At 71.4% G+C, this 22,437-nt stretch carries 21 protein-coding genes; 7 read left to right on the top strand and 14 right to left on the bottom strand.

The features are described from left to right. Positions 1-49: 49 nt before the first annotated feature. From KME66_RS10560 to KME66_RS10550, 3 genes are all read right to left on the bottom strand, one after another. Positions 50-451, bottom strand: coding sequence for a GNAT family N-acetyltransferase (locus KME66_RS10560; RefSeq protein WP_216321339.1), 402 nt, complete (start codon positions 449-451; stop codon positions 50-52). Beyond that, complete coding sequence (purB, locus tag KME66_RS10555) at positions 435-1,706, bottom strand: adenylosuccinate lyase (RefSeq protein ID WP_216321336.1); 1,272 nt, start codon at positions 1,704-1,706, stop codon at positions 435-437. The genes KME66_RS10560 and purB overlap by 17 nt, the downstream gene beginning before the upstream one ends. 67 nt (positions 1,707-1,773) lie before the next feature. Beyond that, positions 1,774-2,037 (bottom strand): hypothetical protein, encoded by a 264-nt coding sequence (locus KME66_RS10550; RefSeq protein ID WP_216321333.1) that lies wholly within the window; start codon positions 2,035-2,037, stop codon positions 1,774-1,776. 242 nt (positions 2,038-2,279) lie between these two features. Between KME66_RS10550 and KME66_RS10545 the strand changes: the two genes are divergently transcribed. Beyond that, positions 2,280-3,461: a glycosyltransferase gene (locus KME66_RS10545; protein ID WP_216321330.1), complete on the top strand. Its 1,182-nt coding sequence runs from the start codon at positions 2,280-2,282 to the stop codon at positions 3,459-3,461. A gap of 186 nt (positions 3,462-3,647) precedes the next feature. Here KME66_RS10545 and KME66_RS10540 read toward each other — a convergent pair whose 3' ends face one another. Then, positions 3,648-4,724: a nucleotide disphospho-sugar-binding domain-containing protein gene (locus tag KME66_RS10540; RefSeq protein ID WP_216321328.1), complete on the bottom strand. Its 1,077-nt coding sequence runs from the start codon at positions 4,722-4,724 to the stop codon at positions 3,648-3,650. A 68-nt stretch (positions 4,725-4,792) separates the two neighbouring features. Continuing rightward, complete coding sequence (gene rfbA, locus KME66_RS10535; RefSeq protein ID WP_216321325.1) at positions 4,793-5,662, bottom strand: glucose-1-phosphate thymidylyltransferase RfbA; 870 nt, start codon at positions 5,660-5,662, stop codon at positions 4,793-4,795. Positions 5,663-5,861: 199 nt separating this feature from the next. On the opposite strand from rfbA, the gene KME66_RS10530 reads away from it, so the two are divergent. After that, complete coding sequence (locus KME66_RS10530; protein WP_216321321.1) at positions 5,862-6,860, top strand: Gfo/Idh/MocA family protein; 999 nt, start codon at positions 5,862-5,864, stop codon at positions 6,858-6,860. An 86-nt stretch (positions 6,861-6,946) separates the two neighbouring features. Here the strand turns inward: KME66_RS10530 and KME66_RS10525 are convergent, their stop codons facing one another. From KME66_RS10525 to KME66_RS10515, 3 genes are read right to left on the bottom strand one after another with little or no spacing between them, the layout of a single operon-like run. After that, positions 6,947-7,552, bottom strand: coding sequence for a dTDP-4-dehydrorhamnose 3,5-epimerase family protein (locus KME66_RS10525; RefSeq protein ID WP_253208291.1), 606 nt, complete (start codon positions 7,550-7,552; stop codon positions 6,947-6,949). Positions 7,553-7,572: 20 nt separating this feature from the next. Continuing rightward, positions 7,573-8,229, bottom strand: a complete 657-nt coding sequence (locus tag KME66_RS10520; protein ID WP_216321319.1) for a sulfotransferase family protein — start codon at positions 8,227-8,229, stop codon at positions 7,573-7,575. A 17-nt stretch (positions 8,230-8,246) separates the two neighbouring features. Further along, positions 8,247-8,693: a carboxymuconolactone decarboxylase family protein gene (locus tag KME66_RS10515; protein WP_216321317.1), complete on the bottom strand. Its 447-nt coding sequence runs from the start codon at positions 8,691-8,693 to the stop codon at positions 8,247-8,249. A 170-nt stretch (positions 8,694-8,863) separates the two neighbouring features. Here KME66_RS10515 and KME66_RS10510 point away from each other — a divergent pair, with 170 nt between their 5' ends. From KME66_RS10510 to KME66_RS10495, 4 genes are all read left to right on the top strand, one after another. Then, positions 8,864-10,279, top strand: coding sequence for an amidase (locus KME66_RS10510; RefSeq protein ID WP_253208290.1), 1,416 nt, complete (start codon positions 8,864-8,866; stop codon positions 10,277-10,279). A 184-nt stretch (positions 10,280-10,463) separates the two neighbouring features. After that, positions 10,464-11,972, top strand: a complete 1,509-nt coding sequence (locus tag KME66_RS10505) for a glutamine synthetase family protein (protein ID WP_216321314.1) — start codon at positions 10,464-10,466, stop codon at positions 11,970-11,972. Between the two features lie 58 nt (positions 11,973-12,030). Next, positions 12,031-12,366, top strand: coding sequence for a 4Fe-4S dicluster-binding protein (locus tag KME66_RS10500; protein WP_216321312.1), 336 nt, complete (start codon positions 12,031-12,033; stop codon positions 12,364-12,366). Then, on the top strand, positions 12,363-14,249 hold the full coding sequence (locus KME66_RS10495) for a hypothetical protein (protein WP_216321310.1): 1,887 nt from the start codon (positions 12,363-12,365) through the stop codon (positions 14,247-14,249). The genes KME66_RS10500 and KME66_RS10495 overlap by 4 nt, the downstream gene beginning before the upstream one ends. A 72-nt stretch (positions 14,250-14,321) precedes the next feature. Here the strand turns inward: KME66_RS10495 and KME66_RS10490 are convergent, their stop codons facing one another. The 6 genes from KME66_RS10490 to KME66_RS10465 form a co-directional block, all read right to left on the bottom strand. Next, positions 14,322-15,074 carry an antibiotic biosynthesis monooxygenase gene (locus KME66_RS10490; protein WP_216321308.1) on the bottom strand — a complete coding sequence of 251 codons (753 nt, stop codon included), beginning with the start codon at positions 15,072-15,074 and terminating at the stop codon, positions 14,322-14,324. 74 nt (positions 15,075-15,148) lie between these two features. Continuing rightward, a complete protein-coding gene (locus tag KME66_RS10485) occupies positions 15,149-16,630 on the bottom strand; it encodes an FAD-dependent monooxygenase (RefSeq protein WP_301184488.1) in 1,482 nt (493 codons plus the stop codon). Continuing rightward, the gene (locus KME66_RS10480) at positions 16,617-17,807 is read right to left on the bottom strand and encodes an FAD-dependent monooxygenase (RefSeq protein ID WP_216321306.1); all 1,191 of its coding nucleotides are present in this window, start codon (positions 17,805-17,807) and stop codon (positions 16,617-16,619) included. Before KME66_RS10480 ends, KME66_RS10485 begins: the two co-directional genes overlap by 14 nt. Continuing rightward, positions 17,804-18,760, bottom strand: a complete 957-nt coding sequence (locus KME66_RS10475; RefSeq protein WP_216321303.1) for an aromatase/cyclase — start codon at positions 18,758-18,760, stop codon at positions 17,804-17,806. The genes KME66_RS10480 and KME66_RS10475 overlap by 4 nt, the downstream gene beginning before the upstream one ends. 43 nt (positions 18,761-18,803) lie before the next feature. Continuing rightward, the gene (locus tag KME66_RS10470; protein WP_216321300.1) at positions 18,804-20,285 is read right to left on the bottom strand and encodes an FAD-dependent monooxygenase; all 1,482 of its coding nucleotides are present in this window, start codon (positions 20,283-20,285) and stop codon (positions 18,804-18,806) included. 84 nt (positions 20,286-20,369) lie between these two features. Continuing rightward, positions 20,370-21,401 (bottom strand): methyltransferase, encoded by a 1,032-nt coding sequence (locus tag KME66_RS10465; RefSeq protein ID WP_216321297.1) that lies wholly within the window; start codon positions 21,399-21,401, stop codon positions 20,370-20,372. Between the two features lie 217 nt (positions 21,402-21,618). On the opposite strand from KME66_RS10465, the gene fabG reads away from it, so the two are divergent. Beyond that, positions 21,619-22,404: a 3-oxoacyl-ACP reductase FabG gene (fabG, locus tag KME66_RS10460; protein ID WP_216321294.1), complete on the top strand. Its 786-nt coding sequence runs from the start codon at positions 21,619-21,621 to the stop codon at positions 22,402-22,404. Positions 22,405-22,437 lie beyond the last annotated feature (33 nt).

Genomic DNA, 22,437 nt, shown 5'->3' with positions numbered 1-22,437 from the left:
AGTGCCCGCCCGCCGGGGGAGGGACGGGACGGGCACTCGCGGTTTCCGCTCAGGGATTCAGTACCCAGGCGGAGTTGTGGGCGGCGAAGCCGATGTGCGGGTAGTACGCGGTCGCGGCCGGCGCCGACAGCAGCACGATCTTGGCCTGCGGCGCCTCCTTGCGGGTGGCGTCGATCAGCTCGCGGCCGATGCCGGAGCGCTGGTGGGCGCGGACCACGGCGATGTCGGAGAGGTACGTGACGTACGCGAAGTCCGAGACGCTGCGGGCGATGCCGATGAGCTCGCCGTCGACCCTGGCCGTGACGACCAGGTTGGCGTTGCGGACCATCGCGGCCATGCGCTCGGTCTCGTCGACGGGACGGCGCTGGCCGAGGCCGGACTCGCGGTAGACCCTCAGTACCTCGTCCAGATCGAGGTCGGGGCCGTTCTCCCGCTCAATGATCCAGCTCACGAAGGTGCTCCAATCGCTTGTAGATGACGTCATGGTGTACCAGGAAGCGCTCGGGCCCCAGCGGACCGGTGCGGATGCCCTCGCGGCCGAGCAGGGTGAGGAAGTCCTCCCCGTTCGCGGCGTCCTGGATCACCCGGTACGCACGCTCCCGCTCATGCCCGCTCTCCAGCAGTTCGGCGAGGACCGCCGAACTGTAGGCGAGCCCGCCGGTGTGGTCGATCGCGGCGCGCATCCGGTCGGGGTGCACGTCGAGGTCCCGGACGAGTTCGGTGGCCGAGACCACCTGGTAGTGGGCGACCGTGAAGGCGTCCGGCAGGACGACCCGTTCGACGGAGGAGTGGGACAGGTCACGCTCGTGCCAGAGCGCCACGTTCTCCAGCATCGTCCCCGCGTAGCCGCGCAGCAGCCGGGCGAGGCCGGTGAGCCGCTCGCTGGTCGTCGGGTTCCGCTTGTGCGGCATGGCGCTCGATCCCTGGTACGCGGTCGTGCGGGCTTCCTCGACCTCGCGGACCTCGCTGCGGGAGAGCAGCCGGATCTCGACGGCGACCTGCTCGACGCAGGCGCCGAGCGTGGCGATCGCCTGCACGAGCTGGGCGTGCCGGTCACGGGCCACGACCTGGCTCGGCGCCGGCTCCACACCGAGGCCGAGGGTCTCGCAGACGTGCTTCTCGACGAAGGGGTCGATCAGCGCGTACGTCCCGACGGAGCCGGAGACCGTGCCGACGGCGACCTGCGTACGGGCCTCCTCCAGCCGTCGCACCGAGCGGTCGAGGGCGAAGGCGAACCCGGCCAGTTTGTGGCCGAAGGTGGTGGGTTCGGCGTGCATACCGTGGGTGCGGCCGACGCACGCCGTGTCCCAGTGCGCGAGCGCCCTCTCGACCAGTACCGCGCGCAGCCGGCGCGCAGCGCCGGTCAGCAGGTCGCAGGCGCGGGCGAGGGTGCGCCCGAGAGCGGTGTCCACGAGGTCGTAGCTCGTCATGCCGAGGTGCACCCAGCGGGCGGAGTCGTCCGGCATGTCCTCGCAGAAGGCCGCGAGGAAGGCGAGGATCTCGTGGTCGCGCTCACGCTCCAGCTCCGCGACGCGCGCCGCCGTCGGCACCCGGGCGCTCCGGATGTCCACGAGGGAGGCCTCGGGGACCCGGCCGAGCAGCACCTGCGCCTCGGAGGCGAGGACCTCCACCTCGGCCCAGGTGGTGTAGCGGGCCTGATCGGACCAGAGTTCCGCCATCTCGGGCAGTGAGTAACGGGCTATCACGAGCGTCCTACCTCCTCGGGGACGGTTCGCCGGCGCCCCGCCGGGCACGGCGGCACGGCGGCGGCTCTCAGGCGGCCTTGCGGACGATCTCGACGGAACGGCCCTCCATCAGCGTGCGGACACCGGTCTCGCCGCCGGCGATGTCCATGTCCATGTCGTGCAGTCGGCGGATCACCTCCTGGACGACCTTGTCGGTCTGCGTCTGTGCGGTGCCCTCCCAGACGAGGTCGGGGAAGACGGTCAGGTGCACCTTCTCGTTGCCCTGCGTGAAGATGTTGACTTCCATGATGTCCCGAAGAGCCATACGGGCGTTGTAGATGAGGTTGTTCATAAGAGTCACCGTCTTTCGACGTCAGGTGTGCGCTGGGGGCTGAATTCGCCGTACGACATGGTGCCACGACGGAAGGGTCGGTGAACCGGGCGCGATGTTCAGCCCGTTCAACTGCGCGCGATCCTCATTCGAACACGGCCCCACGAATTCACGGTCATTGACAGAAAAACCGCGCCTTGGGGAATATCGAAGCCGTTCCCACATACGCCAGGCCGTGACTCACGAAAAGCATCCGGAGTGCCATGAAAATCCTGTTCGTCACCACAGGCAGCCAGGCCACCTACTATGCCGCCGCCCCACTGGCGACGGCCGCACGGAACGCAGGGCATCAGGTCATGCTGGCCGCTCACGAGCCGTGGGTGGAAACGGCGGAAGCCATCGGAATTCCCACGTTCTGCTTCACGGTCGACCCGATCCGCCACTTCATGCGGGTCACGAACCCGGGCCGCGGCCTGCGGTTCCCCCGTGAGCTCGGGGACGAGGAGATGTTCGGCCAGGGCCGCGGCTTCGCCCGGATGGGCCTCGCCGGCGTCGAGTCCCTGCTGGAGCTCGCCAAGGACTGGACCCCGGACGTGGTGGTGGGCAGCTCGCAGAGCTACGCGGCGATGCTGCTCGCCGCCCACCTCAAGGTCCCCTACGTCCGCCACGTCGAGTACCTGGGCATCCCGCTCACGGGCATCGACCCGGGCGCCGAGGCCGAGCTCCGCCCCGAGCTGGAGCGCCTGGGCGTGGACGGGCTGCTCAAGCCCGACCTGCTCCTCGACTCCACCCCTCCGTCGCTGCGCCCGGCGCACGACCCGGACGCCCAGCCGCTGCGGTGGATCCCCAGCAACCCGCAGCGCCGGCTGGAGCGGTGGATGTACACCCGCCCCGAGGGCCGCCGCCGTGTCCTGATCACCTCGGGCTTCCGCAGCCTGATGTTCCGCGACCCGGGCTGGTCCATGCCGCTGCTGGTCAGCGAGCTGAACAAGCAGAACGCCGAGGTCCTGATCGCCGCGTCCCCGGGTGCGGCCGAACGCTTCGGCGCGGACCTGGGCGACGCCCGCGTCGGCTGGATCCCCATGGACGTGGCCGCGGCCACCTGCGACCTGGCCGTCCACCACGGTGGCGCGACCACGGCCACGACGCTGATGGCCAACGGCGTGCCGCAGCTGATCATCCCGGAGAACCCGCCGGAGTTCCCGCCGAACTACCACCGCGAGGCCATCGCCAAGGCCATCAGCGACTTCGGCGCCGGCAAGACCCTGTGGCCGGTGGCCGATGCCCCGGACAAGGCGCCCGGCGAGACCATCGCCGCCGCCTGCCGTGAACTCCTGGAGGAGCCGAGCTACACCGAGCGGACGCGGTTCCTGGCCAAGGAGATCTCCACCCTCCCGACGCCGCAGGACATCGTGCCCAGGCTGGAGGCCCTGCTCCACCGCTAGGACCCCCGGGCACGCCCTGCCGCGTACGCGCGACGCCCCGAGACCGACGGTCTCGGGGCGTCGCGCGTACGCGGCAGGGCGTGTGGCGTACGGCGGCGGGGGAGCGGGGCGGGGGGCGTGCGTCATCGGCCGCGCGGAAAGCCGAAGGCCGGCCGGTGGGGCACCGGCCGGCCTTCGGGGACGGGGTCAGGACGCGACGAGGGTCTCCAGCTCGCGGAGGACCTCACCGGGCGTGGGCAGGGTGGCGGCCTCGGCGGCCAGCGCCCGGGTCCGCGCCGCGTACCCGGGATCGGCCAGGATCTCCCGGCAGCCGGCTGCGATCACCTCGTCGGGGTCACGGCCCTCCTCCGGGCGGTGCTTGTCGACCACGACGGCCGCCCCGACGGACGCCACGGCCTCGGCGACGGCCTTGCCGTAGCCGTTGTCGGGGATGATCAGCTGCGGCACGCCCGCGTTCACCAGCGTCATCGCCGTGGTGGCGCCGCCGTGGTGGACGGCCAGGTCGCAGGTGGGGGCGACCACGTCGAGCGGGATCCAGCCGATGCGCACGTCGCCGAGCTCCGCGCCGTACTTCTCGGCGGCCTCGGGGAGCGCGGCGATGAGCACGTCGGCGCCCGCCCCGGTGAACTCGCCGACCAGCTTCCGCAGCGAGCTGCCGGGGGTGTCGAGCATGAGGTTGCGGGTGCCCGCGGTGATGAGGACGCGGGGGCGGCCCTCGGGGCGGGTGTACATCCAGGGCTCGACGCGCTGCTGGCTGACCCGCGGGACCCAGCGCATCGCTTGGGCGGCGGGGGCGCCCTCGGGGCGGATCGGCGGCGGGCAGAGGTCGATGAAGAGATCGGGCTCGGGGAGCTCGGCCAGGCCCAGGCGCTCCAGCTCCGGCCGGAGTTCGGCGACGGCGGCGCGGTCACGGCGGGCCATCGGCGCGATGTGCCAGATGTGCCGGACGTACGGAACTCCGAGGCGGGCGGCGAGGACGCGCGGTACATGGGAGAGGCCGCCGACGACCAGGTCCGGGGTCCAGGTCCCGGTGAGCTCCAGAAGGGCGTCGAGGCGGGCCGTGGCCGTCAGCGACTCCTGGCCGTAGCGCATGCGCTCGGGGGTGATGCAGACCGCCGGGAGTCCGACGGAGGCCGCGGCGGCCATGAGCGGCTCGTCCGCGGCGAGCATGATCTGGTGCCCGGCGTTCCGGGCGGCGGCGGCGAGCGGGGCGACGCCGAAGACGGCCGCCTGGCTCCCTCCGACGGTGAACAGGATCTTCATGAAGAGGGGCCTCTTCCGGTGAGTGGGCGTATTCCTTGGTTCCACGCCGTGCGGCGCGGCGGGCGGACTCAGCCGGCCTGGGCCATCTCCATGATGTACTGGCCGTAGGCTGAGTTCGCGAGGCGGATGCCGAGGCGGTAGCAGGCGTCACGGTCGATGAAGCCCATGCGCCAGGCGATCTCCTCCAGACAGGCGATGCGCACGCCCTGGCGGTGTTCCAGGACCTGGACGTAGTCGCCGGCCTCCATGAGGGCGTCGTGGGTCCCGGTGTCGAGCCAGACGAAACCGCGGCCGAGGGGGATGAGCCGGGCCTCGCCGCGCTCCAGGTAGACCCGGTTGAGGTCGGTGATCTCCAGCTCGCCCCGCTCGGAGGGCTTCAGCTCCCGTGCGTAGTCGACCACCTTGTTGTCGTAGAGGTAGAGGCCGGTGATGGCCATGTTGGTCTGCGGATTGGCGGGCTTCTCCTCCAGTGCGGTCAGGCGGCCCTGGCCGTCGACCGTGCCGACGCCGTAGCGTTCGGGGTCGCGGACCGGGTAGCCGAAGAGGACGCAGCCCTCGATGTCCTGGCCGGCACGCTGGAGCATGGGGCCGAACTCGTAGCCGTGGAAGATGTTGTCGCCGAGGACGAGAGCGACGGAGTCGTCGCCGATGTGGTCGGCGGAGACCAGGAAGGCGTCGGCGAGACCGCGGGGCTTGTCCTGTTCCGCGTAGGTCAGGTTGATACCGAGCCAGGAGCCGTCGCCGAGGAGCCGACGGAACATCTCCCGGTCCTCGGGAGTGGTGATGATCTCGATGTCACGTATCCCGGCCAGCATCAGCGCCGACAGCGGGTAGTAAATCATCGGCTTGTCGTAGACCGGGAGCATCTGTTTCGAAACGCCCAGTGTGATCGGATGAAGCCTCGTTCCATTACCGCCGGCCAGGATGATGCCCTTCACCGTCGCACCTCCTTCGTGAATTCCCCCTCGATCTGAGCGGATGCCCGCACTCTATAGCGGGGGATCTAACGGCCGGAAGTCGCGTTCGAGGGCGTACCGGCCGCGAAGTCCGCGGGTGTTGACAAGTAAAGTTCTGCTTATCCAGTCTGACCTCATCCCGATTCAGGCATGCGAATTCCTCTTGCCCTTAGGTGGACTTGTGGACCTTGAAGATCTGACACCCGACCAGGAATCCGAGCGGAGAGCCGGTATCGGCATCATCGGGTGCGCCGACATCGCCGTGCGCCGGGCGATCCCCGCGATTCGGAAATCTCCGTTCGACCTCGTGGCGGTCGCGAGCCGCTCTCCGGCGAAGGCCGAGTCCGTCGCCGCCGACACGGGCTGCGCGGCCGTCGAGGGCTACGAGGCCCTTCTGCGCGCACCGGGAGTCGACGCCGTGTACGTCCCGCTGCCGAACAGCGAGCACGCGGAGTGGGCGCGCCGGGCGCTGGAGGCCGGCAAGCACGTCCTCATCGAGAAGCCGGCGGTGCCGAGCGCCGAGACCGCCCGGATGCTCACCGGTCTCGCCGAGGAGCGCGGGCTGCTCATCATGGAGAACTTCGCGTTCCTCCGGCACCCCCAGCACGACCTGGCCCAGGACCTGATCGCCGAGGGCGCGATCGGCGAACTCCGGTCCTTCAACGGTGTCTTCGGTATTCCGCCCACCGATCCGAACGGCATCAAGTACCAGGCGGAACTCGGCGGCGGCGCCCTGTGGGAAGTCGGCTGCTACCCGGTGCGCGCGGCCCAGGAGTACCTGGGCGGGGCGCTCGAAGTCCTCGGCGCTTCCTTGGAGTTCGATGCGAAGCTGGGCGTGGACGTGTCCGGTGCGACCCTGCTGCGCGACGGCTCCGGTGTCACCGCGCACTGCTCCTTCGGCCTCTCGCACGGCTACCGCTCGACGTACGACCTCTGGGGCAGCGAGGGGCGGCTGACCCTCGAATGGGCGTTCACGCCCTCACGCGAGGCCCGCCCCGTGCTGCGCGTCGAGCAGCGGGACCGGGACACGCGGATCGTCGCGCCGGCCTCGGACCAGTTCCTCGGCGTCTTCAGCGCCTTCCACGCGGCGGTCCGGGACGCCTCGGCCCGTCCGGCGCACCATCGCGAGCTGGTACGACAGGCCGATCTGATGGCCCGGATCCGCGCCCACGCCGGGTGAGGACGGCCTCCTGCCGGGACGAGAAGGACGGCAGCCGGTGCCCGAGGGCACCGGCTGCCGTCCTCATGTGCGCGCACCCGCGGGCGTCAGCCGTTCCGCAGGGCTGCGAAGGGGCGCGGCAGGCACTGCTCGTACGTGGGCAGGATGCCCAGCGCGGCCGCCTCCGCGAGGGTGGGCGCCGCCGCGTCCTTGTCCGAGCGGATCGGCGGTTCCTTCAGCTCCCACGGCAGGCCGATCTCCGGATCGAGCGCGTCGACGTCGATCATCGTGCCGGGCACGTACTCCTGTGAGCAGAGGTAGCTCATGCAGGTGTCGCCGGTCAGGGCCAGAAAGGCGTGGCCGATGCCGTCGGGCAGGTACACGGCCGTGCCGGTCTCCGGACTCTGGTGCGTGACGTCGTACTGCCCGAACGTCGGAGAACCGACCCGGAGGTCGACCGCGATATCGAGCGCGCTGCCCCGAACGCAGGTCACGAACTTCGCCTGACCGGGCGGGACCTTGGTGCCGTGAATTCCCCGCAGCGTGTTCTTCAGGGACACCGAGTAATTCACCTGCCGGACCGAGAAGTCCCAGCCGCTCTCGGCCAGGATCTCGCTGGCACGCACCGACTCGAAGAAATGCCCCCGACGGTCGCTCAGCGGTTCCGGCTCGACGCGGTAGGCGCCCGGGAGCGTCATTTCCGTGATCAACACAGGATCAGCTCCTCGTCGGCTCAGCCCGCCGCGACCGGGGCGCCGGCCGCTTGGGCGATCCGCTGCCGCATGGCGGCGGAGTCGTTGGCGTGCGGGAACTCCTCGTCGGGGACGTCGACCCCGAGGAAGGCGCACAGCGGGTCCCAGCCCTGGCGCACGTCGTAGACGAGCACCTTGTCGGCGCCGAGGGCGCGCACGATGTCCTCGTTGTGCCGGCGGTACGCCGCGACGGCGTGGTCCTGGTCCTCGAAGCGGCCCTCGAAGACGCCGTCCCAGATCATGGTGCTGACGATGCGGAGCAGCCGTTCCTGGCGGGAGCCGGGCTCCGGCGGACGCTCCTTGCTGCGCAGGACGAACTGGTAGAGCGTGTCGTACGTGCTCCGGTACCAGCCCTCGGCGTCCCGGACGGTGACGACGAACCTGGCCTCCGGGAAGGCCTCAGCGAGCTGCCGGTAGTAGACCGTGCAGGGACCGTCGACCGCGGAGGAGTACCCGGCGAACACCGCCCGCCAGTCGGGGTCCTCCCCGTCGCAGACGATCCTCTCCCACTGCTCCAGGCGCGCGTCGTCGTCCACGATGTCGAACATGTGGAAGGAGGGCCCCAGTCCCAGCCGGTCCAGGGCCACCTTCAGCGAGGTCGTGCCGGTCCTGCCCAGACCGGCGTTGATGAGCTTCACGGTTACGCATCCTTCCGTCAGCGCCAGACCGCGGGGGCCTGGTTGGAGGCGACGTTGACCCGGTTCCACATGTTGACCAGGCCGACATGCATGAGCAGGGCGCCGAGCTGCTCCTCGGTGAAGTGCCGGGCGCACTCCTCCCACACCGCGTCGGAGGCCATGTGCTCCGGGTCCGCCAGGAGCGTGACGGCCTCGGCCATGGCGAGGACGGAACGCTCGGCGTCCGTGAAGACGGTCTCGGTGCGCCAGGTGGCGACGAGCGGGAGGCGGTCGTCGGCGCCGTTCGCCAGGCCGGCCGGGTCCACGAGGGTCCAGTCGCGGCCGTTGATCTCGCTCACGCGCAGGCGGACGAGGTCGAGGGTCGCTTGCGGGATGCCGACCTTGCCGATGACCTCGGACAGGTCGAGCAGAGGCTGCAGGGCACCGGGAACGACCAGGGAGGGGTTGTCCATCCGTGGAGTCATCGGGTCTTCTCCTGTGCGATATGTATGGGGGAATTATCTGGGAAACATGCTGCTTCGGTGGCTGTCACATTCGCAAGAAATCACGTTCAACTGTGGATCGGAAGCAGATGTAACGCCCGTTCCCGATAGGTGAGTTGCGCGTAATTCTGGCAATGACTTGTATGGGTCTCGTGTCAGAGTCCACAACGACGAAGAGCAGGCAGCCGGTCCGCCACGGCATTCACACCACACGGAAATCTCTTCTCGACGGTCATTCCACGGTCACCGGTCACGTCCTCGACGTGCTCGGTGCGATCCGCGCGACGGACCCGGAGATCGGCGCGTACGTCGAGGTCGCCGAGGCCCGCGCGCTGCGCGAGGCCGAGGCGGCCGACCGGCTGCTCGCCGTCCTCGGCCCGGCCGCCTTCCGCGACCGGCCGCTGCTCGGCAGCACCGTGTCGGTGAAGGACCTCATCCAGACCGAGTCCCTCGGGACCCGTCGCGGCTCGCTGCTGCCGAACCGCCGCGAGCCGGCCGACGCGCCGTCCGTGGCGCGGCTGCGCGCGGCGGGCGCGATCGTCGTGGGCAAGACGACCACGTCCGAGTACGGTTGGAGCGCGAGCACGGTGAGCCGGGTCTGCGCTCCCACCCGCAATCCCTGGGCGTACGACCGGACCGCGGGCGGCTCCAGCGGCGGGTCGGCGGCGGCCGTGGCGGCGGGAATGTGCACCGTCTCGCTCGGCACCGACGGCGCGGGCTCGGTCCGCATCCCCGCCGCCTTCTGCGGCGTGGTCGGCTTCAAGCCCTCGTACGGGCTCGTTCCGTACGTCCCGCCGTGCCCGGAGCGGCTGTCCCATGTGGGGCCGCTGGCGCAGAGCGTGGCGGACGTCGCCGAGCTCATGAAGGTGCTCGCCGGTCGCGACGGCCGCGACCCGGACTCGGCCGGTGTGCGCTCGGCCCCCGGGCGGGCGGCGGGACCGCTGCGGATCGGCTGGATCGAGTTCCCCGGTACGTCGGCCCCGGTGCGTGACGTCACGGAAGGCGTGCTGCCGGTCCTCGCCGCGCTCGGCCATCGGGTCGAGCGGGTCGAGGTGCCGTTCTCCGATCCGTACGGCGCGCTCGTGGACATCCTGGCCGCCGCCGACGCGCACGGCACCGCCCCCGAGGACGACGCCCGGTGCGACCGGGGCAGGCTCGCGGTCGTGCGGTACGGGCGCTCGCTCGGCGCCGCTGCGGTCGCGCGCGCCGAGGACACCCGGCTCGCGCTGCGGATCCGGCTCGCCGCGGTGATGGACTCCTACGACCTCCTGGTGATGGCGACCGTACCGATCGAGCCGTTCGCGGCCGAGGCGATCGCCCCGCCCTGGGCGGCCGACCCGGCCGAACTGCGCTGGCTGGCCTGGTCGCCCGCCACGTACCCCTTCAACCTCACCGGTCAGCCGGCCCTGTCGCTGCCCGTCGGCCTCACGCCCGCCGGCCTGCCGGTCGGCCTCCAACTCGTGGGCCGCGTCGGTGACGACGGCCTCGTGCTCCAGACCGCCGAACGCGTCGAGGCGGCCCTCGGCCTCGCCCTGGCCCCTCCGGGCCGGCCGCCGGAAGGGAAATGATCATGCTCCCCGCATCGTGGCCTCCGAACGGCGAGGGGGCGGCACCGGACGTCCCCCGCACACCGCCGGGCGCGGGGGCGGCCCGGCCGACGACGACGTCGCGCTCCCGGCCGCCGGACTCTTCGCGACGGCCCCCGGCCCCGCTCCGGCGCGCCCCCATCTCTCCCGCGGAAGGAAAGTGAACATGGTCTCCAGGTCGTGGGCCACACTCGGCGAGGACAGCGGCGTCGGCCGCCCCTCCTTCGTCGCCGAGTTCGGGCTCTGGGACGAACGCCAGATCGCGGCGGCCGAGCAGGTCGAACTCCAGCTCGCCGAGGTCGACCTCGTGCGGGTCGCGTTCTGCGACCCGCACGGGCTCGCCCGCTCCAAGACGGTCCCGGCCGAGGTGTTCCGCTCGGTGCTCCGCAACGGCATGGACTTCAGCGCCGGGCCGTTCCTCTTCGACACCGGCCACGCCGTCGCCGTCGACTTCCTCGCGGACGCCGGGGTCGGCGTCGGCGAACTCCTGGGAGCGGGCGACTTCGTGCTCGTCCCCGACCCCCGTACCTTCCAGGTGCTGCCCCGGGACAAGGGCGCGCGCACCGCCTGGGTACTCGGCGACGAGTACCTCCGCGACGGCACCCCGCACCCCCTCTCCTCGCGCGACGTGCTGCGCCGGGTCCTCGCCGAGTACGCCTGCCACGACCTGTCGCCGGTCATCGGCCTGGAGGTCGAGTGGTACCTGACCCGGCTGGCCGGCGGTCCCGTCGGCAACGAGGGCAACGGCTTCGGCACCCAGGGACCGGCCCCCCAGGTGGTGGCCGTCAACCCCGGCTACCAGTTCAACCTCGACTCCGCCTACGACTCCGTCGCCGACATCGCCGACCCCCTCGCCGCGATGCTGACGCGTCTCGGCCTGCCGCTGCGCTCCTTCGAGCACGAGTCGGGCCCCGGCCAGCTGGAGACCACCTTCAACCCCCTGCGGGCCCTCGACGCCGCCGACGCGATGCTGCTGCTCCGCACCCAGCTCAAGCAGGAGTGCCGGCGCCTCGGCCACCACGCGTCCTTCATGACGCTGCCGCGTCTGGAGAGCTTCGACGCCAGCGGCTGGCACCTCCACCAGTCCGTCAGCAGCGCCAAGACGGGGCGGAACCTCTTCGCCGAGGGCGACGGTCTCCAGGACGCCGTCTCCGCCGACGGCCGGGCGTACATCGAGGGACTGCTCTCCCGCGCCCGGGAGTTCTGCCTCCTCTCCGTGCCGACCGTCAACGGATACCGGCGGCTCGCGCCCGAGTTCACGCTCGCGCCCACCACTGTCGACTGGCAGTTCGAGAACCGCAGCGCCATGGTCCGGGTGCTCAGCGGCGGCAGCGCCACCCATGTCGAGAACCGCATCGGGGAGCCCTGCGCCAACCCGTACCTCCTCATCGCCGCCCAGCTGCACGCGGGACTCGAAGGGATGCTTGCCGGGCCCCCGACCGCCGCCCCCGCCTCGCGTCCCCGGCTACCGCGGACACTGCGCGAGGCGCTCGACGCCTTCCGCACCGGCGAGAGCACCGAGCGGCTGCTCGGCGCCCCGCTCAAGGCGTGCCTGGCCAAGCTGAAGGAGAGCGAGGCCGACCGGTTCGACGCCTGGTCCGCCACCGCCCCGCCGGAGGCCCTCGCCGGCGCCGTCACCGAATGGGAGCACCGCGAGTACTTCGGTGCCTTCTGAACCACCGTTCCCCGCCCCACCCGTGTGTCCCACCAGAGAGGAAGAGGGTGACCACACCGTGCCCGAGGTGAAAGAGACCCCGTCCGGAGCCGACACCGCTCGCGCCGAGCGGATCGCCGAGCGCTCCCGCGACGAGAACTGGAAGAAGCCCCCGCGTCGCATCGAGACGTCGGAGTGCATCACGTGCGACACGTGCCTGCGCAGCTGCCCGCCCGAGTTCGGGGCGATCTTCGACGACGGGCTCAACGTCGTGATCGTGCCCGAGCTCTGCTCCGGCTGCCCGAAGTGCGTGATGGTCTGCCCCGTCGACTGCATCTACGTCGACGAGGACTGGACCGCCACCGAGGCCCGCATGTGGGAGCACATCGAACTGACCAGAGGAGGGACCGCATGACCATCCCCACCGAGCCGGACCGGACGCTCGACCGGCGGGCCGCGATGGCCAAGGCCCGCCGGAGCCGCCGCCCGAGCAGACTCGGCAGCGCCGCCGGGGTCGCGGAGCGGCCCGATCCGCCGGGCGCTCGGGACGGCGGGTTCCCGGTCCTGCTCCGGAAGACCTGGCGACAGGCGCTCGACGCCCCCGACCTCGGCACCGCTGTCGATATCCTCCTCACGCTCGGCGGGCACGTCCCGGCCGACATCCAGCTGCGGGCGCTGCCCGTGAAGGAGGAGGCCGCGCTCAAGGTGCTCGTCGGCCGCAACTGGCGGAAGGACGGCCGGGCCACCGACCGGCCCGAGGACGCGGACACCGCGTTCCTCGGCGAGATCGGCCTCGACCGCAGCGGCCGCGTCCTGCTCCGGGTCCCGTCCGGGGGCCCGCTGAGCGGTGAGGCCGACCTGGTCGACGGCGTCCTGCACGTTCCGTGGTCCGCCGAGGACCTCGCCGACTACCAGGTCGAGCTGGCCCTCGCCACCGACCGCTGGCACGCCTCCGTACGCGACTGCCGCAACTGGCTCCACGAGGCCGGCGCCGAGGGCCGGCGCGAGGTCCTGGAGCAGCTGACCGAGGCGGCACTGCGGACGGCGCCGTTCGTCCTGTACGCCGGCGACCGGCGGTACACGAACTTCCGCGACCAGAACAACCTCACCGGCAAGACACTGCGTCCGGGACATCCCGACTGCGTGCTGAGCAGCCTGCGCACGATCCCGCTGGAGCTGTGGGCGGACAGCGACGTCCTGTTGGTCGTCTGCCTGACGCTGCTCGTGCGCTCGGCCGGGTACGCCCGGATCGAGGAGGCCAACGGGACACAGCTGACGCTCGACCACGTGGCGCTCCTCCTGGAGCGCACGCGCGCCGCCTACGACGCCGCGGCGCCCGGCCTGCCCCCGGTGCCGGCCCCCGCCGCGCACGGCGTGCTCGCCCTCGGCGAGCTGGCCGACGCGCTGGCCGCCCGCCGCCGTGAGCTGATGGGCTCCTCGGTCCAGCTCTACCGGGAGATCCACGGACCGCTGATGCACAAGATCGAACGGGTCTCGGGCCCCGTGAAGCACGAAGCGGCGCGTCTGGAGGCCGTGTTGTGCGCCCGGCTGAGCGAACGTCTGCCGGTATCCGGCGCCACGTTCGCGGAGCTGTCCGCGGCCCTGGAGGGTTCCCCCGGCTGGCTGGCGGAACCGCACGGCGACTTCGGCTCCGGCCTGGAGTCGCTGGTGTACGAGACGGTGACGGCCGCCACGGTCGTCTTCGAGGCGGACTTCGCGATGAGCCGCGGCATGCGGTCGCTCCCGGCGCTGATCGAGGCGCTGCGCGCGGAGGCGTACCCGACGATCGCCGCGTGGGAGATCCCGCACTTCTTCTGCTGCGTGGTGCCTTCGGAGGAGTCGAAGCAGCTCTTCGGCGGCTCGCCGTCCCGGCTGGCCGACACCGCGTGGGCGATCTCCTCCCGGATGCAGTACAACTCCTGGCACTTCCTGGTCGGCAACCTGCCGAAGGTGCCCGAGATCGCGGCGCGCGACCACTTCGTTCCGCCGGCGATCCCGGACATCGCGTACTACTCCGACCAGCACCACAACGGGCACGTCGCGGCCCGGGTGCGGTTCACCGTCCGCAGCCCGCAGGCGGTGGAGGTCCTCGGCCGGCGCTTCAACGGCTTCATGGACCTCCGGCTGCTGCGCTGCGAGGGGCTCCCCTTCGACGAGCAGGACCTGCTGGCCGCCGATCGAGCGTCCGCCTTCGTCGCGGGGGCCACCACCCTGGCGGCCGCGCTGGTCGCCGAGGGCACGGACATCGAGGTCACCTCCTTCGACTCGCGGTGGCACTGGGCCACGATCGCCGGGTGAAGCGGCGCGGACACCACGTAGGGCCCCTGGCGTTGCCAGGGGCCCTACGTCTGTGGGGGGTTGGTCCGGGGATCAGCTCGCGGCGGCGGCCACCGGCTGCTCGGCGGAGCGGGTGTGGACCGCGCGGTAGCCGTTCCAGTCGACGCTGGTGGTCAGGGCGTACCGCTTCTCCTGGTAGGCGTCACGGGCCCGGATCCACTGGGCCTCGGGCTGGTTGCGGAAGGAGTCGTAGAACACCTTGCCGTCCCACTGCGAGTAGACGACGACGAAGTCGTTGTCCGTGCCGACGGTGGCCAGGGTGCCCTGGCCACCGTCCAGGTTGCGGGAGCGGATGCCGCGCATGACGCTCTGCGAGCGGTAGCCGGGGACGTCCACCAGCCACTCGTGGGCGGCACCCAGGGTGTCGACCAGGGTGCCCTGCTGGTTCGGCTTCACGCCGAGGATCTCGATGACCGTGTAGTCGTCGCGCTCGGGCGAGACCTCGGTGACGTCGCCGTACCCGGGGTGACGCTGGCTCAGCTCGACCTCGGTCTGCATCAGGCGGACGTAGGTGGTGATCTCGCGGAAGACCGGGACCGTGTGGTGCTTGAACTCGGAGTCGTTGTAACGGGACTCCAGGTCCTCCATGCCCCGCCACTGGATGAAGTTGGCGGTGCCCGGGTTCTGCTGGCCGCGGTGGACGGTGCTGGAGATCCAGCCCGGGTAGGCGGCGACGTCCACGATCTTCTTCATCTCGTCGACGAGGGTGTCGACGCGGTCGCGGGAGTCGGTCTTGAAGAGGTTGAGGACGGTCAGGTGGCCGGCCTCGGGGCTGATGATCGGCATTGCTGCTCCTTGGACAAGAGAGGTGGGGAGGAGAGGGCGGCGCCCCGCGGGGAGCGCGCGGCGCCGGCTGTCGCTCAGTTCTGGGAGGCGGTGCCGAACCAGCGGCTGAGGGCGTCCCCGAGGCCCTCGGTGCCGGCCTGGGCGGCGGCGATCCAGGCGGTGTAGCCGTCGGGGCGGACGAGGACCGCGTCCACCCCGGCGAGCGGTCCCTCGGGGCGGACCGCGGCGGTGACGACGTCGACGCGGTCGGCCCACGGCGCGGCCGCCCGGGCGACGGCGGGGTCACCGGTCAGGTCGAGCAGGACCGGGCGCCCGGCGTGCAGGGTCTGGTAGGCGGTCGTCTCGCCGTCCTCGCCCGTGAAGGCGAAGTCCGGAAGACGGCGGCCGAGCAGCGGGTGCTCACCGGCCCCGGCGTCGTACGTGATGTCGAAGCCGGTGACGAGGCCGACGAGGTGCTTGCGGACGTCCTCGTGGGCGAGGAGTTCGGCGAAGACGGCGCGCATCGGGTCCATCTCGGGGCCGCCGAGGTACAGGCTGCGCTGGGCGAGCGTGTTGGCGATGATGCGGGCGGCGACCGGGCGGCGCTCGGTGTCGTACGTGTCGAGCAGCCCCTCGGGGGCGTGGCCCTTGAGGGTGGCGGCGAGCTTCCAGCCGAGGTTGACGGCGTCGCCGAGGCCGGCGCTGATGCCCTGGGCGCCGATCGGCATGTGGATGTGCGCCGAGTCGCCGGCGAGGAAGACGCGCCCCTTGCGGTAGGCGGCGGCCTGCCGGCTGGAGTCGGTGAAGTAGCTGAGCCAGACGGCGTTGCCGCCCGAGATGTCGTCGCCGGTGACCCGCTTGAAGGAGTCGGCGACCTCCTGGAAGGTCGGCGGCTCGGAGGTCGGGCGGACGCCCGCGCCGCGCTCGAAGCAGACGACGCGCGTGGTGTTGGGGCCGACCGGTAGGACGACGACCATGCCGGCGTCGCCCAGCTCGCCGGTGGGGCGCAGCCGCACCTGGACGTCGGTGACGTCGGCCATCAGCATCTCGATGGTGGCGTCGGTGCCGGGGAAGTCGATGCCGGACAGCTTGCGGACTTCGCTGCGGGAGCCGTCGGCGCCGACCAGGTAGCGGGCGCGGAGGGTGCGCGGGCCCTCGGGGGTGTCGGCGGTGACCTCGACGCCCTCGGAGTCGTCGGCGAGACCGGTGACCTCCCAGCCGCGGCGGATCTCGGCGCCGAGACCGGTGGCCCACGTGGTGAGGTTGGCCTCGGTGAAGGCCTGCGGGACACCGCGTACGCCGAAGTTGCCGCCGGGCAGGATGGTGTAGTCGAGCGGCATGCCGCCGAAGTGGCCGAACGGGATGACGCCCATCTCGCCGAAGGACTCCAGGAGACCGCGCTGGCCGAACTCCTCCATGGTGCGGGCGGAGAAGCCGAGGGCGCGGGACTGGCGCATCGGCTGGGCGAGCCGTTCGAGGACGAGGGCCTCGACGCCGGCGAGGCGGAGTTCGCCGGCGAGCATGAGTCCGGTGGGGCCTGCCCCCACGATGATCACGTCGGTGTCACATTCCTGCACTGTCGTTCCTGCCTTCCATGGGTGTCGGGTGTACCGGAAGCCGGTCGTCGAGGTTGCTCGCCATCGAGGTGAGATGGCGGCGGACTCCGGGGAGGGCGATCACCTCGGAGAGGACCGCGCGCAGCGGTTCGGTCTCCGGACCGCCGAGCATCAGCTGTTCCTGGGCCGCGACGTGGTCGAGGACCCGGGCGGCGGCGGGGTGCCGCACCTCGTGGTAGCTGTCGAGGAGTCCGGGCGCGGCCGTGCCGCGTACGGACTCGGCGAGTTTCGGGCCCAGGTCGACCGCGTCCTGGAGCCCGGTGTTGAGGGCCTGGCCGCCGACCGGCAGGTGCCAGTGGGCGGCGTCGCCGGCCAGCAGGACCCGGCCGCGCCGGTAGCTGACGGCCTGTCCCCTGGAGTTGTCGAAGGCGTCGAGCCAGAGCGGGACACCGCCGGAGACCTCCTCTCCGGTGACGTGCCGCCAGGTGTCGACGACCTCGGTGAAGCGGGGCGGGCCGGCGCGGACGGGCACGGGCCCGCCGAAGGCGTGGACCATGATCCGGGTGACTCCGTCGCGGGTGTTGGCCACGGCGAAGCCGTCGGTGAGCCGCTCGAAGCGCCGGTCGCGGACGGTGAGCCCGCGGATGTCGGCGCGCAGCAGCTCCCTGGTGGCCGGGGTGGCGGTCACCGGGATGCCGGCGAGCCGGCGGACCGTGCTGCGGGCTCCGTCGCAGCCGACCACGTACGCCGCACGGAGACCGAGCGGCCCTTCGGGGCCCTGGATCCGGCAGCGGACGTGGTCCGGCCGCTCGGTGAGCTCCGTCAGTTCGTGGGAGCGGAGCGTCTCGACGCCCAGTTCCGCGGCGCGGGCGGCGAGGGCGGCCTCGGTCCGGTACTGGGGGACCTTCCAGTTCCCGGCGAACGGGCTGTCCACCGGGGTCAGCGCGAAGCCGAGGCCCCCGAAGTGCGTACGGGGTTCGTGCGCGGACTCGGCCAGGAGGGCGCCGAAGTCGCGTTCGTGGAGCAGCTCGGCGGTCCGTGTGGAGAGCTGGCTGGCGCGTGACTCGGTCATCGGCCGGGCCAGCTTCTCCACCAGGACCACCGGGACCCGGGCTCGTCCCAGCTCGCAGGCGAGCAGGAGCCCGACGGGGCCCGCGCCGACGATGACGACCGGCACGTCCGCCCGGGTCGGGGTCATGACTCCGCGCCTCCGGCGGCGAGGGCCTCGGCGTGGGCCTTGGCGAGGCCGAGAGTGGCGAGGCTGTTGGTGCTGAGCGCGCTCTGGACGAACGCGGCGGCGGTCTCGGCCGTGGCGTCGGCGCCGAGCACCTTGGTGATGTTCTCGGTGTTGATGCGCACGGTGTGGCGGGAGGTGACGGCGACGCCGCCGTCGCGCTCCTCGATGAGCCAGCGGCCGGTGTGCAGGGTCATCAGGGCGGGCAGGACGATCTGCTTGTAGACGATCGTCGTGGCCGGGGTGCAGACGCGGACGGAGCGGGTCGTGTGGGTGCTGCCGTCCTTGGCCCGGGTGTCCATCTCCAGGACCTGGAGGCCGGGCTCGTCCTCGTCGAGCTGGACGCGGCCGACGTGCGGCAGGCGCTCCTGCCAGAGCTGGGCCTCGTTGAGGAAGTCGTAGACGTCCTTGCCCCGGCCTTCGACGTGGACGGTGTCCTCGAAGGTGATGAGCCCGTCGGTGCCGGCGGCCTCGGCGCTCGCCTTGAGGGCCTGGAGCTCGGAGCCGCTGTTGCGGTCGACGGCCTGCCGGATCCACTCCAGGTCGGCGGGGTCGTCGGTGGCGGCGTGGAAGTCGTGCAGGAGGCGGACCCGGGAGGTGGCCTCGGTGAGGGGCTCGACCACCCAGGCGCCGCCCATGCCGCCGACGGGGTGCTGCGAACGCTCCTGGCGGAACGTCACCTCCAGCTTCGCGGCGTCGTGTTCCCGCCGGGAGGTCCAGGTCTTGGCGGTGCCGTTGGCGGTCGCCCAGAGCCGGATCAGCTCGGATTCGCCCGTGCGCTCGACGACCTCGGCGTGGACGGTCGGCGGGAAGGTCTCGGGCCAGCGGGTGACGTCGGCGACCAGTGTGTACACCAGTTCGGCGGGGGCGTCGACGTCGATCGTGTGCTCGGTACGGTGGATCTCGTGCTCGGTCACGTGTGTGTCTCCTCGGAAGTAGCGGGGCGGCCCGTGGCCTGCCTCAGGCGGCCGTGGCCTCGCCGAACCAGCGCCGCAGCGAGCTCTCCAGCGTGCCTCCGGCCGGAGCGGCCCAGGCGATGTAGCCGTCCGGGCGGATGAGGACCGACTCCGTCGCGGCCCCGCCCTCCTCCGGTCCGGCGGGGAAGGTCCGGACACGGACCACGTCGACCCGGCCGGACCAGCCGGCGGCCGTCGCGGCCGTGGCGCCGGTCGCGTCGGCCGTGATCAGGACGCCACGGGCCGGATGCAGCAGACGCGCGACCCGGTCGGTGCCGCCGTCGGCGAGCTCCAGCTCGCGGTCGGCCATCCGGCTGCCGAGCAGCGGGTGGTCCGCCCCCTCGGCCGCCGCGCCGACCTCGTACACGATGTCGAAGCCGCTGACCATGCCGGAGATGTGCCGGGCCGCCGCCGGGATCGCGAAGAGCTCGGCCATGACGGTCCGCAGCGGCTGCACCGAGTTGCCGGTGAGGTTGAGCATTCCCTGGGCGAGCGTGCCCCGCAGGACGCGGGCACCGACCGGGTGCCGCTCGGAGTGGTACGTGTCGAGGAGCCCCTCGGGGGCGCTGCCTTTGACCGTCGCAGCCAGCTTCCAGCCGAGGTTGTAGGCGTCCTGCACGCCGACGCTGAGGCCCTGGCCGCCGGCCGGCAGGTGGATGTGCGCGGCGTCGCCGGCGAGCAGCACCCGGCCGCGCCGGTACTCGGTGGCCTGCCGGGTGGCGTCGGTGAAGCTGCTCACCCAGCGCGCCTCGCCCTGGTGGATGGAGTCGCCGGTCAGCCGCTGCCAGGCGTCCGCGACCTGCGCGAAGGTGACCTCGGCGCGGTCCGGCGGGGTGCCGTTCTCGCAGACGATGATCCGGGTGTAGCCCTCCTCCAGCGGCGCGGCCATGACCATGCCGTTGGCGAAGAGTTCGCCGATCATGCGGGGCTTGATGTCGACGCCCCTGACGTCCGCGAGGTACATCTCGCGGGTGGCGTCGGAGCCGGCGAACTCGAAGCCCGCCAGGTGCCGGACGGTGCTCCTGCCGCCGTCGCAGCCCACCAGGTAGCGGGCGGAGTGCTCCTCGGACCCCTCGGGGCCGGTCACGGTCACGGTCACGCCGTCGGCGTTCTCGGCCAGACCGGTGAGCCGGTAGCCGCGGCGCACGTCGGCGCCGAGCTCGACGGCCCGGTCCTCCAGCATCTCCTCGATCTTGTACTGGGGCGCGCCGCGGACACCGAAGTGCGAGCCCTCCAGGATCCCGTAGTCGATCGGGATGCCGCCGAAGTGGCCCTGGCGGGTGATCTCGGTGTTCTTCAGGCGTTCGAGGAGGCCGCGCTGCTCGAACATCTCGGTGGCGCGGGCGGTGAAGCCGATACCGCGCGACTCCCAGCTCCGTTCGGTCCGCTGCTCGAAGACGACGACGTCGGCGCCGCCGAGGCGGAGCTCGGCCGCGAGCGTCAGCCCCGCGGGCCCTGCCCCGATCACTATGACATCGGTATTCATGACTTCCTGTCCTGAGCCTCGGATTCTGCGGGGGAGGGGAAAGAGAGGGGGAGGGAGCCGGCGTCACATCCGGCCGGACCGACCTCAGACGGTGGGGACGGCCTCGATGACGGAGATCGGCGCGGAGGTGGGGACGGCGCGGGTGAGGGTGAAGCCGGCCTTCGCGAACAGCTCGCGGTACTCGTCGAGCGTGCGCTCCTGGGCGCCCAGCATCAGCATCAGCCAGAGGTCGATGGCCTGGCCGAGGTGGTGGTCGTTGCCCTCCGGGAGGACGTACTCCATGACGAGCAGCCTGCCCTCGGGGCCCATCGCCTCACGGGCGTTCCTCAGCGCCGTGATCGCGTCTTCCTCGGAGAAGTCGTGGATGATGTGCTTGAAGAGGTACGCGTCACCGCCCGAGGGCAGCTTGTCGAGGTAGCCGCCGTGCTCGATGGTGAAGCGGTCCGCGACCCCGGCGGCCTCGAAGTACGCCTGGGAGTCGACGGTCGCGACCTCGGAGTCGTAGAGGACCCCCTTGACGTTCGGCGCCTTCTGGAGGATGCCCGCGAGCAGGTTGCCGCGGCCGGCCACGACATCGACGACGGTGCCGAACTGCGAGAAGTCGTACGCCTCCACGATCGGGGCCGTCTCGGACTCGGAGAGGCCGCCGAAGGCGTGGAAGAAGACCTGTGCGTACTCGGGGTTGGCGTGGAAGAAGTCCAGCGCGCCCATGCCGCGCAGCTTCGGCAGGTTCGGCTCGCCGGTCTCGACGGTCGTCAGGAGGTGGCCCCACTCCTCGTGCAGGGTGGGGTGGCTCATGAGCACCGCGAAGCCACGCATGGTGTCCGGGGCGTCCTCGCGCAGCTTGTCGGAGAGCGCGGTGTTCTCGAAGGAGCCGTCCTCGCGGACCGCGAAGACGCCGTGGCCGGCGAGGGCACGCAGCACGCGGCGGACCGACTTGGCGTCGGCGCCGACACGCTGGGCGATCTCATCGACCGCGAGCGGGCCCTCGGCGAGGACGTCCGCGACGCCGAGCCTGGCCGCGACGGAAAGGGCCTGGGTGATGACCGCACCCTGGATGAGATTGAGCAGCGCATAGGAATCCGACTGGTCGCGGACCTCGGGCGTAGCGGGCATGGTTTTCCTTTCGAAGCGCCTTTTCCGTGGATTCCTGGACGATAGGTCGGCACTTATCGGGCCCGCAACCATGGTTTTTGAATCTGTTGACTCGAACGTTCAACCGGAGAATATGGGCGGTTGAACGCTGTCACCTCCACCTCCGCTCGACCGGGAATCCTGTCGTCCTTGCCACGTTGTCCCGGTACCACATACACCCCGAGAAGGAGCAGGCTTCATGGCGGAAAAGGGACAGCAGGTAGCGCTGGTCACCGGCGGCACGAGCGGCATCGGCCTGGCCGTCGCCGAGAACTTCGCGCGCCAGGGCCACCGCGTCTTCATCTGCTCGCGGAACGCCGAGAACGTCACCGAGACGGTCGGCAAGCTGCGCGCGGAGGGTTACGAGGTCGACGGCGCCGCCGCCGACGTCAGCAGGACGGAGGACGTCACGCGGCTCGTCGAGGCGGCCGTCTCGCGCTACGGAGCGATCGACATCCTGGTCAACAACGCGGGCCGCAGCGGCGGCGGCGTGACCGCGGAGATAGCCGACGAGCTCTGGTACGACGTCATCAACACCAACCTCACCAGCGTCTTCCTGGTGACCCGGGCCGTGCTCACCCTCGGCGGCATGCGCGACAAGCAGAGCGGCCGGATCATCAACATCGCCTCCACGGCCGGCAAGCAGGGCGTCGTCCTCGGAGCCCCGTACTCGGCCTCCAAGCACGGCGTCGTCGGCTTCACCAAGGCCCTCGGCAACGAGCTCGCCCCCACCGGCATCACCGTCAACGCCGTCTGCCCGGGGTACGTCGAGACGCCGATGGCCCAGCGCGTCCGCCAGGGCTACGCCGCCGCGTACGACACCTCCGAGGACACCATCCTGGAGAAGTTCCAGGCCAAGATCCCGCTCGGCCGCTACTCCACGCCCGAGGAGGTCGCCGGCCTCGTCGGCTACCTGGCCTCGGACACCGCCGCCTCCATCACCTCGCAGGCGCTCAACGTCTGCGGCGGCCTCGGCAACTTCTGATCCCCGAGACGGCAGAGACATCAAGGAGGCCGA

The organism is Streptomyces sp. YPW6, assembly GCF_018866325.1.
Lineage (GTDB): Bacteria > Actinomycetota > Actinomycetes > Streptomycetales > Streptomycetaceae > Streptomyces.
Note: the sequence above shows the minus strand (reverse complement) of the source record. Positions and strands in the feature narration are given on the sequence as shown.

What these genes read in the sequence shown, in the direction of transcription:
- fabG (WP_216321294.1), top strand. Translation starts at nt 21,619, where the DNA reads ATGGCGGAAAAGGGACAGCAGGTAGCGCTGGTCACCGGCGGCACGAGC.
- KME66_RS10540 (WP_216321328.1), bottom strand. Translation starts at nt 4,724, where the DNA reads ATGAAGATCCTGTTCACCGTCGGAGGGAGCCAGGCGGCCGTCTTCGGC.
- KME66_RS10550 (WP_216321333.1), bottom strand. Translation starts at nt 2,037, where the DNA reads ATGAACAACCTCATCTACAACGCCCGTATGGCTCTTCGGGACATCATG.
- KME66_RS10465 (WP_216321297.1), bottom strand. Translation starts at nt 21,401, where the DNA reads ATGCCCGCTACGCCCGAGGTCCGCGACCAGTCGGATTCCTATGCGCTG.
- KME66_RS10515 (WP_216321317.1), bottom strand. Translation starts at nt 8,693, where the DNA reads ATGACTCCACGGATGGACAACCCCTCCCTGGTCGTTCCCGGTGCCCTG.
- KME66_RS10505 (WP_216321314.1), top strand. Translation starts at nt 10,464, where the DNA reads ATGGTCTCCAGGTCGTGGGCCACACTCGGCGAGGACAGCGGCGTCGGC.
- KME66_RS10470 (WP_216321300.1), bottom strand. Translation starts at nt 20,285, where the DNA reads ATGAATACCGATGTCATAGTGATCGGGGCAGGGCCCGCGGGGCTGACG.
- KME66_RS10480 (WP_216321306.1), bottom strand. Translation starts at nt 17,807, where the DNA reads ATGACCCCGACCCGGGCGGACGTGCCGGTCGTCATCGTCGGCGCGGGC.
- KME66_RS10490 (WP_216321308.1), bottom strand. Translation starts at nt 15,074, where the DNA reads ATGCCGATCATCAGCCCCGAGGCCGGCCACCTGACCGTCCTCAACCTC.
- KME66_RS10545 (WP_216321330.1), top strand. Translation starts at nt 2,280, where the DNA reads ATGAAAATCCTGTTCGTCACCACAGGCAGCCAGGCCACCTACTATGCC.
- KME66_RS10495 (WP_216321310.1), top strand. Translation starts at nt 12,363, where the DNA reads ATGACCATCCCCACCGAGCCGGACCGGACGCTCGACCGGCGGGCCGCG.